The organism is Nonomuraea sp. NPDC005650, assembly GCF_040605375.1.
GTDB lineage: Bacteria > Actinomycetota > Actinomycetes > Streptosporangiales > Streptosporangiaceae > Nonomuraea.
In genome coordinates, this window is sequence record NZ_JBEXCR010000010.1 from 76,909 (window position 1) to 92,470 (window position 15,562).

A 15,562-nucleotide genomic window follows, 5' to 3' on the forward strand; every position below is an offset into this window, starting at 1 on the left:
GTACCCGCCCGGGTCAGGTGTCCCTGCGCCGGGCCAGGCAGGCCAGCACGGTGAGCACGGAGACGGCGGCCATGGAGGCCAGCGCCCAGCGGTAGCCGGTCACGAGCTGCCCGACCGCGCCGCCCGTGAGCTGGGAGAGCGTCCCGGCGAAGACGCGGGCGTGCAGGGCGGCGGGCAGCGGCGCGGTGATGATCGACAGGACCAGGGCGGTGCCCACGACGTTGCCGGTGTTCTGCAGCATGAGGCGCATGGCGTTGACAATGCCGAGCCGGGCCGAGGGCAGGCCGTGCAGGATGGCGGTGTTGTTGGCGGGCAGGAATACGCCGGACCCGAGGCCGATGAGCACGAGCGCGACGGCCATGGCGGCGTACGGGGTGGCCGGTGACATCGTGGCGAACAGGACCAGCAGCCCGCAGGTGGTCGTCGCGGCCCCCGCCATGGCCAGCGTGCGCGCGCTCAGCAGGCGCTGCAGGAAGCCCGAGCCGACCGAGGCGGCCAGCGCCGCGACGGCCAGCGGCAGCACCCTCAGCCCGGCCTGCACGGGATCCTCGCCCCGCACGGCCTGGAAGTAGAGCGCGACCAGGAAGACGATGCCCATGCGCGCGACGGCGTTGAGGAACGACGCGAGCGTCCCGAAGGCGAACGCCCGATCCCGGAACAGGCTCAGGTCCACCACCGGATGCGCCGCCCGCGACTCCCGGCCAGGAACAGCGGCAGCCCGACGGCGAACCCGGCCAGCCCCGCCAGCACCACGGGGTGCCCCCAGCCGAGCCTGGTGAACTCCGACAGCGCCAGCAGCAGCCCGCCCAGCGTGACCAGGACCAGCACGTTCCCCGGACCGTCGAGCCCGCGCTCCCCCGCGTCGGCGGGCTTCGGCCTGAGCACGAGCGCGCCCCAGACGAGGCAGACCAGGCCGACCGGCACGTTGAACCAGAACACCCAGCGCCAGCCGAGGCTCGCCACCAGCACCCCGCCCAGCGTCGGCCCGATGAGCCCGGCGATCGAGAACGACGCCACGTAGACGCCCATCCCCTCCCCCAGCCGCTCGCGCGGGAAGGCGTCGCTGACCAGGGCGGCGCTGTTGGTGAGCAGCATGGCGGCGCCGGCCGCCTGGACCACGCGCAGGGCCACGATCGCCCACGCGCCGGGCGCCGCCCCCGCCAGCAGGGCGGCGGTCGTGTACGTGGCCAGCCCGAGGAGATACATCCGGCGCCTGCCGAACATGTCGGCCAACCGACCGAATACCACCATGAGGACGGTCGTGGTCAACTGGAAGCCGAGGAGGATCCAGCTCGCGGACGTGGCGTCGGCCCCGGTGTGCCTGGCCACTTCGGGGAGCGCGACGTTGATCGCGCTGCCGCTGAGCCCGGTCAGCACGCTGGCCAGGCTCACGACCGACAGTGTGCGCCAGGCGTCACCTATCATTTCTAGATTTTAATACTAGAATCCTATTCGCACAGCCCCGTCAAGGATCGAGGTGTCTGTCGTATGAGCGGGATAGTCGAAGGCCGTGTGGTGATCGTCACGGGTGCGGGCAGGGGGATCGGGCGGGGGCACGCGCTCGAGTTCGCCAGGCAGGGGGCGAAGGTGGTGGTCAACGACCTGGGCGCGGACGTCGACGGCACCGGCACGTCCGCCGCCGCGTCCGAGGTGGTGGCCGAGATCGAGGCGATGGGCGGCGAGGCCGTCGTCGACGGTGAGGACGTCTCCGACTTCGACGGCGCGCAGCGGCTGATCCAGACCGCCGTCGACCGCTTCGGCGGCCTGGACGTGCTGGTCAACAACGCGGGCATCCTGCGGGACCGGATGCTGGTCAACATGACCGCCGAGGAGTGGGACGCGGTGATCCGGGTGCACCTGCGCGGCACGTTCGCGCCGCTGCGCCACGCGGCGGCCTACTGGCGGTCCAGGGCCAAGGCGGGCGAGCCGGTGGACGCCCGGATCATCAACACCACGTCCTCCTCCGGGATCTACGGCAACCCCGGGCAGGGCAACTACGGCGCCGCCAAGGCCGGGATCGCGGGGCTGACCGTGATCGCGGCGAAGGAGCTGGAGCGGTACGGCGTGACCGTGAACGCGATCGCCCCCGCCGCGCTCACCCGGATGACCGAGGGCCTGCTGCCGCCCGGCGCGACCGGCGCCGACCCCGACGACATCGCGCCCCTGGTGGTCTGGCTCGCCAGCGCGGAGGCCAGGGGGATCACCGGGCGGGTCTTCAACGTGCGCGGGGGCGCGATCAGCGTGGCCGAGGGCTGGCACGCCGGCCCCGGCGTCGACAAGGGCTCGCGATGGGACCCGGCCGAGCTGGGCGCCGTCATTCCCGCGCTGGTCGGCAAGGCGGCCCCCAACGCGCTGACCAGCGGCCGCATCCCCGTCCCCGGAGAGGACTGACATGGCGCTCGACCACACCCTGATCGGGGTCGACGGCCCGGCGCACGAGCGCACCTGGACCGCCAAGGACACCATGCTGTACGCGCTCGGCGTCGGAGCGGGGACGTCCGAGCTGGAGTTCACGACGGACAAGGGGCAGCGGGTGCTGCCGACGTTCGCGGTGCTGGCGGCCCAGGCACCGTCGGGGCGGCGGCTGGGCGACTTCGACCCGGCCCTGCTGGTCCACGCCGAGCAGTCCTTCGAACTGCACCGCGAGCTGCCCCCGGCTGGGGGCGTGCGCACCACGTCCCGGGTGACGGGGATCTACGACAAGGGCTCGGGGGCGCTGGCGACTCTCTCGGCCACCGCCGTCGACCTGCGTACCGGAGAGCCGTTGATCACCTCGCGGAGCGCGGTGTTCATCCGGGGCGAGGGCGGCTTCGGCGGCGACCGTGGCCCCCGGGACCCGTGGACGGCCCCCGACCGGGCGCCCGACCACAAGGTGACGTACGCGACCCGGCCCGAGCAGGCGCTGATCTACCGGCTGTCGGGGGACTACAACCCGCTGCACAGCGACCCGGAGTTCGCCGCCCGGGCCGGCTTCGACCGGCCGATCCTGCACGGGCTGTGCACGTACGGGGTGACGGGACGGGCACTGCTGCACACGGTGGCCGGGTCGGACCCTGGGCGGTTGCGGGGGATGTCGGGGCGGTTCACCAGTCCGGTGTTTCCTGGGGAGTCGCTTACGGTGTCGGTTTGGGAGGAGGGGGTGGAGGTGCTGTTCAGGACGTCCAAGGACGACGGAACGGTGGTCTTGGACCACGGCCACGCCACCATCCTCCACCCCTGACCGACCACCGACCGGTCGCAAACACCGCCAACGGCTCTCGTCCCGCTCGCACTTTCCGACCACGGGGCAACGCCGCCATCGGGCTCGCGAAGCAACGCCAACCACCGCCATCCGGCCGGAGGCCAGCACCAACCACCGGCCACCGGGCGACTCCGCCATCCCGCCCGCAGGGCTCGCGGAGCGACGCCGACGACCGCCATTCGGTCGCAGGGCGGCCCTGACGACCGCAATCCGGACGCGCCCTACCCCACCCAACCGGCTACCTCACACACCGCCCGGTTACTCAGCGTGACCATAACTCCGACCGCTCACCGCCGATCGGCTCCACAACCTGGCCCACCTTTGCCAAGCGCACCCGCCACCCGCCACCCGCCGCACCCGCACCCGCACCCGCACCCGCACCAACGCCTACGATTGCCCTGCCTATCCGCCACCCATTAGGTCCCCACCCGTGCCCGCCCGCTGTAGCAACGCGCCTGCCCCCACACAGCCACCCCAGTTGCCCGGCACGCCCACCACCCCGGCCAGACCCGGTCACGGCCAAGCCCGGTCAGCCTTCTTCGAGGACCTTGAGGGGGTCGAGGCGGCGGATCAGGGTCATGGCAGCCTCGATGACCTCCTGCGCCTCCTCCTCCGTGTCCGAGGTGGCGACCTCCCGCGCGGCCTCCCCGATGATGCTGGTCAGCACCGCCACGGTGAACCGGTCGAGCGGATCGCTCCCGGCCCCCAGCAGCACGGCGTTCTGGCGTACCCACTCCCGCCCCCGCGTGCGGCGGATCAGCTCGAACCCCGGCGGCCCGTCCCCGTCGATGAAGAGCCGCACCAGATCGCGCCGGTCCCAGGCCCCGGCGAGGTACGCACGGGCCCCCGCGATCAGCAGCTCGACGGGATCGTCCACACCGGCCTTCTTGGCCTTGGCCACGCTGGCGGCCGACGCCTCCTCGTGCGCCGCCTGGTGATCCTCGTACAGGGCCAGGAACAGCTCGGTCTTACCGCCGAAGTGGTGGTAGAGGCTGCCGACGCTGGATCCGGCGCGGGCGACCACCTCGGAGACGCTGGCTTCGGCGAAGCCGTGCTCGCCGAAGACCTCGCGAGCCGCCTGCAGCATGCTTTTGCGGGTCTGAGCCGTACGGCTCCACTCCCACGAGGACTTACGTGCCACGCAGGAGAGTATAGCCCTGGAAGATTCTAGAATCCGATTCTTGACACCTCACCACAGCGGCTAGAATCCTTTCCTAGAGAAGGATTCTAGAAATTTGGTCCGAGGAGGCATCCGATGGACTTCTCGCTCACCCCCGAGGAACGCCAGATCCGCGACACCGTACGGTCCTTCGTCGAGAAGGAGATCATGCCGCTGGAGCCCGAGGTGCTGCGAAATGAGTGCCAGGGCCGCCCGGCGCTCGCGCCCGAGACCCTGCGCGACCTGCGGGCCAAGGCCAGGAAGTCGGGCTTCTGGGGCATCAACACGCCCGAGGAGTACGGGGGCGCGGCGCTCGGCCCGGTCATGTCCGTGATCGTCGCCATGGAGCTGGGCAGGACGTTCGTACCGTTCATGTTCGGCGGCAGCGCCGACAACATCCTGTACGCGGGCACGGACGAGCAGAAAAGCCGCTACCTGATCCCGACCATCGAGGGCGAGCGCCGCTCCTGCTTCGCGATCACCGAGCCCGGCGCCGGGTCCGACGCCCGCAGCATCCGTACCAAGGCCACCCGCGACGGCGCCGAGTGGGTGATCAACGGTGAGAAGACGTTCATCACGGGCGGGAACGAGGCGGACTTCGTCATGGTGTTCGCGGTGGCCGAGGAGCACGGGGTGACCTGCTTCCTGGTGGACCGGGACATGGGCTGGAAGTCCGAGCCGATCCCGACGATGGGCGAGTGGGGTCCGGCGTCGCTGGTGTTCGAGGACGTACGGGTGCCGGAGGACAACATCCTGGGCGAGCTCGGCAAGGGCTTCGAACTGGCCATGCAGTGGATCGGCCAGGGCCGCTACATGATCCCCGCCCGGGCCATCGGATCGGCCGAGCGCATGCTCCAGATGGCCATCGACTACGCCAAGATCCGCAAGTCCATGGGGCAGACGATCTCGGAGTACCAGGCCATCCAGTGGATGATCGCCGACTCCCAGGTGGAGATCGAGGCGGCGAAGTGGCTGACGTTGTACGCGGCCTGGCGGGTGCAGGAGGGCATGGACGCCCGGCACGCCTCCTCGATCGCCAAGCTCAACGGCGCCGTCATGGCGAACCAGGTGGTGGACCGGGTCCTGCAGATCCACGGGGGCATGGGGTACACCAAGGAACTGCCGATCGAGCGGTGGTACCGGGAGCTGCGGCTGCTGCGCATCTTCGAGGGCACCGACGAGATCCAGCGCCGTACCATCGCCCGCAACCTCATCAAGGGCCACGCCAAGCTGGGGCTCATCGGGGAGTGATCGAATGTCGGTCCAGTCGTTGTTCAACCCGCGCTCGATCGCGCTGGTCGGGGCCACGGACAAGTCGGGGTGGTCGATCAGCACCCTGGTCAACCTGCGTACGCACGGCTTCTCCGGCCCGGTCCACCTGGTGAACCCGCGCGGCGGCGTCGTCCACGGCGCCCCCGCGTTCCGGAGCCTGACGGGGATCCCCACGCCGGTCGATCTGGCGTATGTCATGGTCCCGACGGCCGCCGTGCTGGGCGTGCTGCGGGAAGGGGCGAAGCTGGGGATCCGGTGTTACGTGGTGCTCACGGCCGGGTTCGGGGAGGCTGGGGAGGAGGGGGTCCGGCTGGAGTCCGAAATTTCGGCTTTTGCTATGGAAAATGGGCTTACGATCCTCGGGCCGAACGGCAACGGCTACATCAACGCCGCCTCCAGCGTGACCCCGTACGGGCTACCCATCCCCTCGCCACTGCTGCGCGGGGCCGTCGGGGTGGTGCTGCAGAGCGGCGCGCTGGCCAGCTCGGTGCTCTCCTTCGCGCAGGCCCGCAACGTCGGCATCAGCCTGCTCACCTCGATGGGCAACGAGGCGGTCGTCACCGTCACCGACGTGATCGACTATCTGGTGGACGATCCGGCCACCAAGGTCATCTCCCTCTTCCTCGAGACCATCAGGAACCCCGCCGAGTTCTCCCGCGTGGCCCGGCGGGCCCTGGAGGCGGGCAAGCCGATCGTGGCACTCAAGATCGGCCGCAGCAGGCTCGCCTCTCACACCGCGCAGGCGCACACGGGGGCACTGGTGGGCGACGACGACGTCATCGACGCCGCGCTCCGCCAGCTCGGCGTGATCCGGGTGCGTTCGCTGGAGGATCTCATCATCACGGCCGGATTGCTCGCCTCCTACGGACCGCTGCCCGGACGCCGCATCGGGGTCGTCACCCCTTCCGGCGGCGCCTCGGAGATCATCGCCGACCGGGCCGAGGACGAGGGCCTCGAACTGCCGCCGTTCGCACCCGAGACGGTGGAGCGGCTGGCGGAGATCGTGCCGTCCTTCGGCACCGTACAGAACCCGCTCGACGTCACCGGGTACGTCCTCATCGACCGCACCCTGCTCGGCCGCGCCCTGGAGGTGGTGACCGCCGACCCGGGAATCGACCTGGTCATGCTCCTGTCGGAGCCGCCACGCGTCGCACCGCCCGACCCCTCCCCCGTCTTCGCCCTGTACGCGGCCAGCGCCCAGCGAATCGCCGCCTCCCCCGTACCCGTCGTGGTGGTGAGCAACGTGCTCACGGATGTGACGGAGTTCGGGCGACAGGTGCAGGAGGAGACGGGCTTCCCGTACGTGGTGGGCGGAATCGAACACGGCCTGCACGCCATCGCCGCAGCAATCCGCTGGTCCGAGTCCCGCACCCGCACCCTCACCACCCACCTCGAAGCCCCTGCGGCAACCCCAACCAACAAACCCCCACACCCCACACAAACCCAGCCGCTCACAAACGCCGAACCCCCCGAACCCACCCGACGCGGCGTGCGGGCCGCGCCTCTCGCAAGCGACGCACGCCCCGAAACGACCCGGCACGGCGTGTGGGCCGAGCACCGCGCCTCCGCGCTGCTCGCCTCGGCCGGACTCCCCGTGGTGCCCTCCGCGATGGTGCGCGAGGAGTCGGAGGCGGTGACGGCGGCCGACCGGTTCGGGTATCCCGTGGTGCTCAAGCTCGCCGCCGAAGGACTCGGTCACAAGAGCGACATCGGCGGCGTCCGCCTCGGCCTGTCCGGTCCCGAGGAGGTACGGGCCGCCTACCAGGATCTGACCGCTCTGGCCGCGTCCCTCCCCACCGATCCAGCCCACACAACACCCCCTCCCGCCGAACTACCACCCTCGGACAGCCCGAGTGACACGGCGACGTCCATTGCCGGGATCCTTGTCCAGCCCCAGCGAAGCGGCGGGGTCGAACTGCTCGTGGGCATAGTGCGCGACCCAGCCTGGGGCCTCACACTGGCCGTCGGGCTGGGCGGGGTATGGGTGGAAGTGCTGCGTGACACGGCGTTGAGAGTGCTGCCGGTCGACGCCACGGAGGTGCGTACGGCGTTCTCCGAGTTGCGAGGCGCCGCGTTGCTCAACGGAGCCAGAGGCGGCGAGCCCGTGGACCTGGACGCGGTGGCTGAGGTCATCGCCCGAATCGCCACCTTCGCCGAAACACTGGGCGACGACCTGGAGTCCCTGGAGATCAACCCCCTCCTGGCCCAAGGCTCCCACGTCGAGGCCCTGGACGCCCTGGTGACCTGGCATCCACGAAACCCGTGACCACCCGGCTGGTGCGGGGTCCTGCCACTCGGCCCCACCCGCTCCCGCGCCCCCCGCACCATCCGCCCCCACCCCATCCGCTCCGCGCCCCCGCACCATCCGCCCCCACCCCACCCGCTCCGCGTCCCCGCACCATCCGCCCAAGGCCCTGCCGCCATACGCCCCCAGTGCCGCCCCGCTCTCGCACCCCCGCCTCGCCACCGCGCACCCACCGCCCCGTCCCCGTACGCTCGGCCGCCCCATCACCGCACGCCCGCCTGCCCGTCGCCGCACGCCCGACCCCCCGTGACCACACACCCGCCAAACGACACCCCACTGCCCCGCAGCGCGACGGGCACGGGCACGGCGTACGACGCCGCCCAATCCCGCCCGCCCAAGATCGGGAGCGGAGTACGCCGAAGCGAGACCGCTCCCGTCGCTCGGTCCCGCCCTCCCAGCCACGAAACTGCGACCCTTCAGGGGCTGGGCACACCGTTGCCGTTTCGTCCCCGGCCGGCCAGCACCTCCTCCAAGGTCGGCCGGACATCCCCCGGCTCGCGCGGACCCGGCTGGGCCAGTTGGATCAGGACGCCATGTGCCTCCTTCGGGTGTAGGAAGACCTCGCGCCAGCGGGGATCTGCCTGGTTGAGGCCGTGCAGGCGGTAGCCGCGGGCGGTCAGCAGGGACACCGCGGCCGCCAGGTCGTCGACGTGGAAGTTCAGGTGGTGGACGCCGCCCCGCCCCCTGGTGAGCTCGAAGAAGCTGTCGAAGAACGTCGATCCGAGCAGCGGCTCCATGAGCTCGACCTTGCCGCCGTTCGCATAGGTGAGCTGTAACGTGCGGTAGCCGGCGGCCCGGTTGTCGCCACCGCCGCCCAGGTGCCGGCCGCCGAGCAGGTCGCGGTAGATCGGCAACAGGTCCCTGATCCGGGGAGCGGCCACGGCCGTGTGGTCGAAGGAGACTTCGAGGCCGTCGAGTTCAAGATCCAACACACGACTCCTTACTCAAGGCGATCCTAGAATTTGATTCTAGCCACAGACGAACATCTCACCCTTGACGACGGGCACAGTGAGGAGCAGCATCACAGAAATGAATTCTAGAGCTAGCTTCTAGAACGCATGACGGGGGCCCAGCCCACAGAAAGGCAAGCCATGAGGCTGTCCTACGTCCGCGAGCTCGACGAGTACCCGACCGGCGCCCGCCGCATGAAGATCCTCACCATGGCCGTGCTGGCGATCCTCATCGGCTCCTACGAAGGGCAGATCGCGCCCGTCGTACCTCTCCTCCTCAAAGACCTCCACATGTCGCTGGCCACGTACGGCGCCGTGTCGGGCGCCGCGGCGGTGGCCGGGGCGATCGCCTCCATCCTGGGCGGCAGACTCACCGACCGGCTCGGCCGGGTGCGGCTGCTCATCCCGCTCATGGGCCTGACGGCCGTGTGCTGTTTCGCCATGACGCTCGTGCACAGCCCGCGCGACCTGCTGATCGCCAGGATCGTGCTGGCATTCGTGGACGGCGTGGCCATGGCCAGCACCGCACCACTGATCCGGGACTTCTCACCACGCCTGGGGCGGGCTCAGGCGTTCGGCTTCTGGACGTGGGGACCCGTCGGCGCGAACTTCCTGGCCGCGGCCATCGCAGCCTGGACCCTGCCGATCTTCGGCGATTCGTGGCGCTCGCAGTTCGTCATCATGGGGTGCTTCTCGCTCGTCATTTCGGCGGTCATCGCATTCAACATCGCTGACCTGTCTCCCGAGCTGCGGGCCCGGATCCAGCACACCGAGCAGGCGGCGGCTCAGGTGGTGGATCTCAAGCGACCGGCGCGCGTGCGCTCGCTCTTCACCAGGCGGAACATCTGGGCGCACGTCATCGGCATCTCGCTGTGGCTGGTGCTCTACATCACGCTGTCGCTCTTCGGGCAGACGATGCTGGTCGACTCGCTCGGTATCAGCAGTGCTCAGGCTTCGACGATCATGGCGGCGTTCTGGAGTCTCAATCTGCTCACGCTGATCGTAACAGGGCGCCTGTCCGACCGGACCCAGCTGCGCAAGCCGTTCTCCCTCGGCGGAACCATCGCCGCCGTCCTCGTCACCGCCTACCTGGCCGTCTCCCTGGGCCAGGAAGGCGTCTCCACCGGCACGCTCATGGTGGTCGGCGCGCTGCTCGGCGGCTCGCTCGGAGTGGCGTACGCGCCCTGGATGGCCAACTACTCCGAGGACGCCGAGGACGCCGACCCGCGGCTGCAGGGCACCGCGTGGGGGCTGTTCGGGTTCCTGACCAAGGGGATCGCGGTGATCGGGCTGCTGGTCATCCCGCGGGTCGTCGCGGCGACGGACTGGCAGACGTGGCTGTTCGTGGCGCTGGGCTGTCTTGTTCTGTTCATCCCCGCGATCGTGATGTTCAATGGGCCGTGGCGCCGACCTGCCCGCACGCCTGTCACCGTCGCCCTCGGGGAGGCCGAAGGATGACCGAACTGTCCGACGTCGCCGGTTCCGACCTGCGCGGGATCCGTCACCTCGACATCGACGACGTGCTCGCGTACGTGCACCGCGATCTCAAGCGGCTGCCCGACTACACCGAGCTGTACAAGCGCTACCTGCGCCAGCGGTGGGACGTCTACGAGCTGGACTTCTCCCAGGACGTCGTCGACTGGCGCGAGCGCATGTCGCAGGAGGAGCGGGACGCGTTCGTCGGGATCTCCGCCGGGTTCCATCATGGGGAGCGGCAGGTGGAGGTGGAGCTGCCGGTGTTCATGCTGGGCGGCTCCGAGGAGTCCAAGATCTACATGTCCAGCCAGATCGAGGACGAGGCCCGCCACACGGTGTTCTTCGACCGTTTCTACCGCGAAGTGGTCGGCATGCCGGGCGACTCGGTGCAGGAGGTGCTGGACGCGTCGTTCGAGCACGTGTCGGAGACGTTCGTGGGACCGTTCGGGCTGCTCGCCTACCAGGCCGACGAGCTGCGGAAGGACCCCGAGGACCCGGCCGCCCGGGTGCGCTACGGCACGACGTACTTCCTGTGGATCGAGGGCGTGCTCGCCCTGTCGGTCATGAAGATCACGCTCACGTACTGCCGGGAGCGGGGGTTCCTGCCCGGTTACTACACCGGCTTCACGGCCACGTGCCGGGACGAGGCTAGGCACGTGCAGTTCGGGATGCGGTTCCTGCGCGACTCGGTGCAGGAGGATCCGCGGCTGCTGCTCCAGATCCACGAGACGCTCCGTACGATCCTCGCCATCAACGGCGCCACCAGTCGCAGGCTCGCCCTCGAGTCGCTGGGCTGGTCGCCGGAGGAGGTCAGGCGCCTCATGATCCGCCAGCTCCATATGAAGCTGGTGGACGTGGGTATCGCGATCCCTCCGGACATCCAGGACATGGTCGCCCGCATCGAACCAGAGCTCGCCGGAGGCTGACGCATGCGCTTCTTCACCCCGGAATGGGCCGAAGCCGTCCGCGTCGCCGTGAACACGGGACCTCCCCAGAAGGGCAAGCTGCCGGCGTACTGGGACTGGATCGAACGCGCCCGCGCGGGCTACACCGCCACGTGGGCGCTGGGCGTGCGCGAGACGGGCACGTACCTGGTCCTGACCTGGAAAGACGGCAAGTGCGTCGAGGCGGCGATCACTTCCGATCCAGGAGCCGCCGACTATGTGCTGGCGGCCGGGGAGTCGACGTGGCGCGAGCTGCGGGAGGGTGCCGATCCCGGACGGGTCGTGATGTATCGGGGGTTACGGCTGGAACGCGGGGACGTGCTGGCGTTCTTCCGGGTCATCTACTTCTTCGTGGAATCGCTCGCCGCCCTGTCCCACGTCGCCGTCGAGCCCTGAACGCCCGCTACGGCTGATCACCGCCGAGCCGGCCCGGCGGCCGCCCCGTCGCGCCGCGCTCCGCCGTTCGGGATTTCCATCCGGAACGGCGGAGCGCGTGCGGGTCAGTCGCGGTGGAGCTTCCGGTACGTGACGCGGTGCGGGCGAGCGGCGTCGGCGCCCAGCCGCTCGATCTTGTTCTTCTCGTAGTCGGCGAAGTTGCCCTCGAACCAGAACCAGTTCGAGCCTTCCTCCCACGCCAGGATGTGGGTGGCGATGCGGTCGAGGAACCACCGGTCGTGCGAGGTGATCACCGCGCAGCCCGGGAAGTCGAGCAGCGCGTTTTCCAGCGACGACAACGTCTCCGTGTCGAGGTCGTTGGTGGGCTCGTCGAGCAGGAGGACGTTGCCGCCCTGCTTGAGGGTGAGCGCGAGGTTGAGCCGGTTGCGCTCGCCGCCCGACAGCACCCCCGCCTTCTTCTGCTGGTCGGGCCCCTTGAACCCGAACGCCGCGATGTACGCCCTGGACGGCATCTCCACGTTGCCGACCTTGATGTGGTCGAGCCCGTCGGAGACGACCTCCCAGACGTTCTTGTTCGGGTCGATGCCGCCGCGGCTCTGGTCCGCGTACGAGATCTTGACCGTGTCACCGACGATGATCGAACCGGTGTCGGGCGTCTCGTTGCCGGTGATCATGCGGAACAGCGTGGTCTTGCCGACGCCGTTGGGGCCGATGATGCCGACGATGCCGTTACGCGGCAGGTCGAACGTCAGCCCCTCCATCAGCAGCCGGTCGCCGAAGCCCTTCGTCAGCTCGTCGGACTTGATCACCGTGGTGCCCAGGCGCGGGCCCGGCGGGATCTGGATCTCGTCGAAGTCCAGCTTGCGGAACTTGTCGGCCTCGGCCGCCATCTCCTCGTACCGCTGGAGTCGGGCCTTGCTCTTGGTCTGGCGGGCCTTCGGGTTGGACCGAACCCACTCGAGCTCGTCCTCCAGGCGCTTCTTCCGCTTGACGTCCTTCTGCCCCTCGACCTTGAGGCGCTGCGCCTTGGCCTCCAGGTAGGTGGAGTAGTTGCCCTCGTACGCGTACGCGCGCCCGCGGTCGAGCTCGAGGATCCAGCCCGCGACGTTGTCGAGGAAGTAGCGGTCGTGGGTGACGGCCAGCACCGTGCCGGCGTACTTCTCCAGGTGCTGCTCCAGCCACTGCACGCTCTCGGCGTCGAGGTGGTTGGTGGGCTCGTCGAGCAGCAGCAGGTCGGGGGCCTCAAGGAGGAGCTTGCACAGCGCGACCCGGCGACGCTCACCACCGGACAGCTTCGCCACCTCGGCCTCGGGCGGCGGGCAGCGCAGCGCGTCCATGGCCTGCTCGAGCTGACTGTCGAGGTCCCACGCGTTGCGGTGCTCAAGCTGGTCCTGGAGCTTGCCCATCTCCTCCAGCAGCTCGTCGCTGTAGTCGGTGGCCATCTGCTCGGCGATCTCGTTGTAGCGCTGGAGCATCGCCATCGTCTCGGCGACACCCTCCTGCACATTGCCGAGGACGGTCTTCTCCTCGTTGAGCGGGGGCTCCTGCTGGAGCATGCCCACCGTGAAGCCCGGCATCAGCTTGGCCTCGCCATTGGACGGCTGCTCCAGGCCGGCCATCATCCGGAGCAGCGTCGACTTCCCGGTGCCGTTCGGGCCGAGAACACCGATCTTGGCTCCGGGCAGGAACGACAGCGTGACGTCGTCAAGGACAACCTTGTCGCCATGCGCCTTGCGCACGCGCTGCAGCGTATAGATGTACTCCGGCATGCCCTCTAGCTTAGGGGCTCTCCACCCAGGCTTCCGACGCTCCTCCCGGTAAGACCCGAAAGACGAGCCACCGTCCACCCGTCCGCGGCAAGGCCCCGCTCCCAACCTGGGCAATAAGCAGCACCAAGAGCCAGAGGCACGACGAGTACGCCCCCCTGACACCCCACAACAACACCTCAGCCACACCCCCACCTCCAGAACCACAATCGGGTACGTCCCCCACAACCACCTCGCATCCGGAACCACGTCAAGTACCCCTGCAACCACACTCAAGTAGGCCCGCAAACAACCCCACGTCCGCTGCCGCTGCTGCCGTCGCTGCCGCGCGGCGTTGGCGGTGCTGTCCGCCCGCGTGTGCTGCGCTCTGGGACGAAGCGAGCGTTGGGGGTGGCTGGCGTTGGGTGCCGCCGGTGCCCGATGCCCGGGGTCAGACGCCCGATGCCCATGCCCAATACCCGATGCTGGGGCCCGATGCCGGGGGCCCAATGCCGGGGGCAGACGCCCGATGTCCGGGGCCCGATGGCCGATGTCTGAGGCCCGATGGCCAATGTCCGGGGGCTGAGGGCCGCTCGGGTGCGCTTGAGGTGTCGTTGCGGAGTGTGGCCTGGGGCGCTGGTCTGGGTGTGCCTGCGGTGTCGTTGCGGGGCGTGGCTGAGGTGTGGTTCGTAGCGACGGATGGTGCCCCAGCACCGCGCGTCCATGCGGACCGCACGCTCGCCGAACGCGGGCCATCGGCGACCGGACGCGCCTCAAGTTCGGGACGCTGACGCCCGCAGAACCGGCATCACCGGCAAGAGCCAGCCGCAACCCCGGTGAAGCTCAGGAGGTCAGGAGTCGTGATCGTCGCCGGGCAGGGAACGCGGCGGTGGTGATTGGACGACGGGGATGCAGACGCGGTCCCGCCCCAGCTCCTTCGCCCGGTAAAGCGCCAGGTCAGCGGCCGCCAGCAGGTCGATCAGGTCGTCTCCGTGCACGCTCATCAACGCGACCCCCGCCGAAATGGTCACCCTGACGAGGGCGTCGTCGACAGGGATGGCCATGTGACCGATGCGGGTACGGAGGCGCTCGGCCACCTGGCGGGCCTCGTGCATGTCAGCGCCGGGCAGAAGGACGACGAACTCCTCGCCCCCGAACCGCCCTACGACGTCGTAGTCGCGCAACTGGCCGCGCATCGTGGACGCCACCCCCACCAGCACCTGATCGCCGACCAGATGTCCGTAGGCGTCGTTGACGCGTTTGAAGTGATCGATGTCGATGATCAGGACCGCCAGCGTTTCCCCCGTCCGGCGGGCCCGGACGATCTCGGTGTCCGCCTCGCGCTGCCAGGCGGCGGCGTTCAGCAGGCCCGTCTTGGCGTCGGTACGGGCTGCGGCCTGGAGCTGGGCGTGGAGGAGGCTGCGCTGCAGCAGCACCACTGGCGGCAGCGTCAGGATCAGCAGGGCCAGGTTGAGTCCGCAGCAGATCGAGACCGTCACACCCAGGCAGAGCTCGACGACGTCCAGCAGCACGCTCTCCCTGTCCCACAGGACCTCTCGCCAGGCGATGTCGGGATCGGCGGTGTGAGCGGCGATGGCGATGAGGGCGATGTTGAGCAGGGCGAACAGCACAGCCGCCCCAACCACGCAAAGGATCGGCGGACCGCTCCCGAGCGACAGCACCCACGGGTCCTCGACGAGCCAGTGGAACGTGACGGACGCCGTGCACCCGGCCAGACCGATGGCGGCCGCGCTGAACACCCGGCGGTAGAGAACGGTCGCCCGCACTCGTATCTGGAGCAGAGCCTGCAGGACGATTGGCGCGAAAATGGCGTAAAGCGGCGGTAGCAGCAGCGCGACCGGCAACCACCAGGCCGACAACAGGTCTCGCGCGACGCCAGCGGGCATGCCCAACCGCCGACTGGCCTCGATGCAGACCGCGCCGCACGCCATGAGGGCACCGAACGTGAGCAGGTCCCGCCATTGGAACATGGTGGTCACCGCGAACACCATGATCGCGGCAAGGTCGAGAGCGACGATCGCACACAAATAGATCACGAGCGGGCGACGTTGCC

13 protein-coding genes are annotated in these 15,562 nt (G+C 69.5%); 7 read left to right on the forward strand and 6 right to left on the reverse strand.

Going from position 1 to position 15,562, the window contains the following annotated elements:
* Positions 1–13 precede the first annotated feature (13 nt).
* Positions 14–673: an MFS transporter gene (locus ABZS69_RS18850; RefSeq protein ID WP_355373608.1), complete on the reverse strand. Its 660-nt coding sequence runs from the start codon at positions 671–673 to the stop codon at positions 14–16.
* Positions 664–1,425 (reverse strand): MFS transporter, encoded by a 762-nt coding sequence (locus tag ABZS69_RS18855; RefSeq protein ID WP_355373611.1) that lies wholly within the window; start codon positions 1,423–1,425, stop codon positions 664–666. The genes ABZS69_RS18850 and ABZS69_RS18855 overlap by 10 nt, the downstream gene beginning before the upstream one ends.
* A 63-nt stretch (positions 1,426–1,488) precedes the next feature.
* Between ABZS69_RS18855 and ABZS69_RS18860 the strand changes: the two genes are divergently transcribed.
* Positions 1,489–2,391 (forward strand): SDR family oxidoreductase, encoded by a 903-nt coding sequence (locus tag ABZS69_RS18860; RefSeq protein WP_355373614.1) that lies wholly within the window; start codon positions 1,489–1,491, stop codon positions 2,389–2,391.
* A 1-nt stretch (position 2,392) separates the two neighbouring features.
* Positions 2,393–3,220 (forward strand): MaoC/PaaZ C-terminal domain-containing protein, encoded by an 828-nt coding sequence (locus tag ABZS69_RS18865; RefSeq protein ID WP_355373617.1) that lies wholly within the window; start codon positions 2,393–2,395, stop codon positions 3,218–3,220.
* A gap of 550 nt (positions 3,221–3,770) precedes the next feature.
* On the opposite strand, the gene ABZS69_RS18870 is transcribed toward ABZS69_RS18865, so the two are convergent.
* Positions 3,771–4,382 carry a TetR/AcrR family transcriptional regulator gene (locus ABZS69_RS18870; protein WP_355373619.1) on the reverse strand — a complete coding sequence of 204 codons (612 nt, stop codon included), beginning with the start codon at positions 4,380–4,382 and terminating at the stop codon, positions 3,771–3,773.
* Positions 4,383–4,496: 114 nt separating this feature from the next.
* Here ABZS69_RS18870 and ABZS69_RS18875 point away from each other — a divergent pair, with 114 nt between their 5' ends.
* Together ABZS69_RS18875 and ABZS69_RS18880 are read left to right on the forward strand one after the other, a co-directional pair.
* Entirely contained in the window at positions 4,497–5,651 is a 1,155-nt protein-coding gene (locus tag ABZS69_RS18875) for an acyl-CoA dehydrogenase family protein (RefSeq protein WP_355373621.1), read from the forward strand.
* Between the two features lie 4 nt (positions 5,652–5,655).
* Positions 5,656–7,938 carry an acetate--CoA ligase family protein gene (locus ABZS69_RS18880; RefSeq protein WP_355373624.1) on the forward strand — a complete coding sequence of 761 codons (2,283 nt, stop codon included), beginning with the start codon at positions 5,656–5,658 and terminating at the stop codon, positions 7,936–7,938.
* 455 nt (positions 7,939–8,393) lie between these two features.
* On the opposite strand, the gene ABZS69_RS18885 is transcribed toward ABZS69_RS18880, so the two are convergent.
* Entirely contained in the window at positions 8,394–8,906 is a 513-nt protein-coding gene (locus tag ABZS69_RS18885) for a VOC family protein (protein ID WP_355373626.1), read from the reverse strand.
* Between the two features lie 162 nt (positions 8,907–9,068).
* Here ABZS69_RS18885 and ABZS69_RS18890 point away from each other — a divergent pair, with 162 nt between their 5' ends.
* From ABZS69_RS18890 to ABZS69_RS18900, 3 genes are read left to right on the forward strand one after another with little or no spacing between them, the layout of a single operon-like run.
* Positions 9,069–10,385: an MFS transporter gene (locus ABZS69_RS18890; RefSeq protein ID WP_355373629.1), complete on the forward strand. Its 1,317-nt coding sequence runs from the start codon at positions 9,069–9,071 to the stop codon at positions 10,383–10,385.
* Positions 10,382–11,329 (forward strand): ribonucleotide-diphosphate reductase subunit beta, encoded by a 948-nt coding sequence (locus ABZS69_RS18895; protein ID WP_355373632.1) that lies wholly within the window; start codon positions 10,382–10,384, stop codon positions 11,327–11,329. Before ABZS69_RS18890 ends, ABZS69_RS18895 begins: the two co-directional genes overlap by 4 nt.
* A gap of 3 nt (positions 11,330–11,332) precedes the next feature.
* Positions 11,333–11,743 carry a hypothetical protein gene (locus ABZS69_RS18900; protein WP_355373635.1) on the forward strand — a complete coding sequence of 137 codons (411 nt, stop codon included), beginning with the start codon at positions 11,333–11,335 and terminating at the stop codon, positions 11,741–11,743.
* A 104-nt stretch (positions 11,744–11,847) separates the two neighbouring features.
* Here ABZS69_RS18900 and ettA read toward each other — a convergent pair whose 3' ends face one another.
* Complete coding sequence (ettA, locus tag ABZS69_RS18905; protein WP_355373637.1) at positions 11,848–13,512, reverse strand: energy-dependent translational throttle protein EttA; 1,665 nt, start codon at positions 13,510–13,512, stop codon at positions 11,848–11,850.
* Between the two features lie 827 nt (positions 13,513–14,339).
* The gene (locus ABZS69_RS18910; protein ID WP_355373640.1) at positions 14,340–15,545 is read right to left on the reverse strand and encodes a GGDEF domain-containing protein; all 1,206 of its coding nucleotides are present in this window, start codon (positions 15,543–15,545) and stop codon (positions 14,340–14,342) included.
* Positions 15,546–15,562: the final 17 nt, after the last annotated feature.

Bases quoted from the DNA above. Each gene is read 5' to 3' on its own strand.
- ABZS69_RS18855 (WP_355373611.1), bottom strand. From the start codon at position 1,425: ATGATAGGTGACGCCTGGCGCACACTGTCGGTCGTGAGCCTGGCCAGC.
- ABZS69_RS18860 (WP_355373614.1), top strand. From the start codon at position 1,489: ATGAGCGGGATAGTCGAAGGCCGTGTGGTGATCGTCACGGGTGCGGGC.
- ABZS69_RS18865 (WP_355373617.1), top strand. From the start codon at position 2,393: ATGGCGCTCGACCACACCCTGATCGGGGTCGACGGCCCGGCGCACGAG.
- ABZS69_RS18875 (WP_355373621.1), top strand. From the start codon at position 4,497: ATGGACTTCTCGCTCACCCCCGAGGAACGCCAGATCCGCGACACCGTA.
- ABZS69_RS18880 (WP_355373624.1), top strand. From the start codon at position 5,656: ATGTCGGTCCAGTCGTTGTTCAACCCGCGCTCGATCGCGCTGGTCGGG.
- ABZS69_RS18890 (WP_355373629.1), top strand. From the start codon at position 9,069: ATGAGGCTGTCCTACGTCCGCGAGCTCGACGAGTACCCGACCGGCGCC.
- ABZS69_RS18895 (WP_355373632.1), top strand. From the start codon at position 10,382: ATGACCGAACTGTCCGACGTCGCCGGTTCCGACCTGCGCGGGATCCGT.
- ABZS69_RS18900 (WP_355373635.1), top strand. From the start codon at position 11,333: ATGCGCTTCTTCACCCCGGAATGGGCCGAAGCCGTCCGCGTCGCCGTG.
- ettA (WP_355373637.1), bottom strand. From the start codon at position 13,512: ATGCCGGAGTACATCTATACGCTGCAGCGCGTGCGCAAGGCGCATGGC.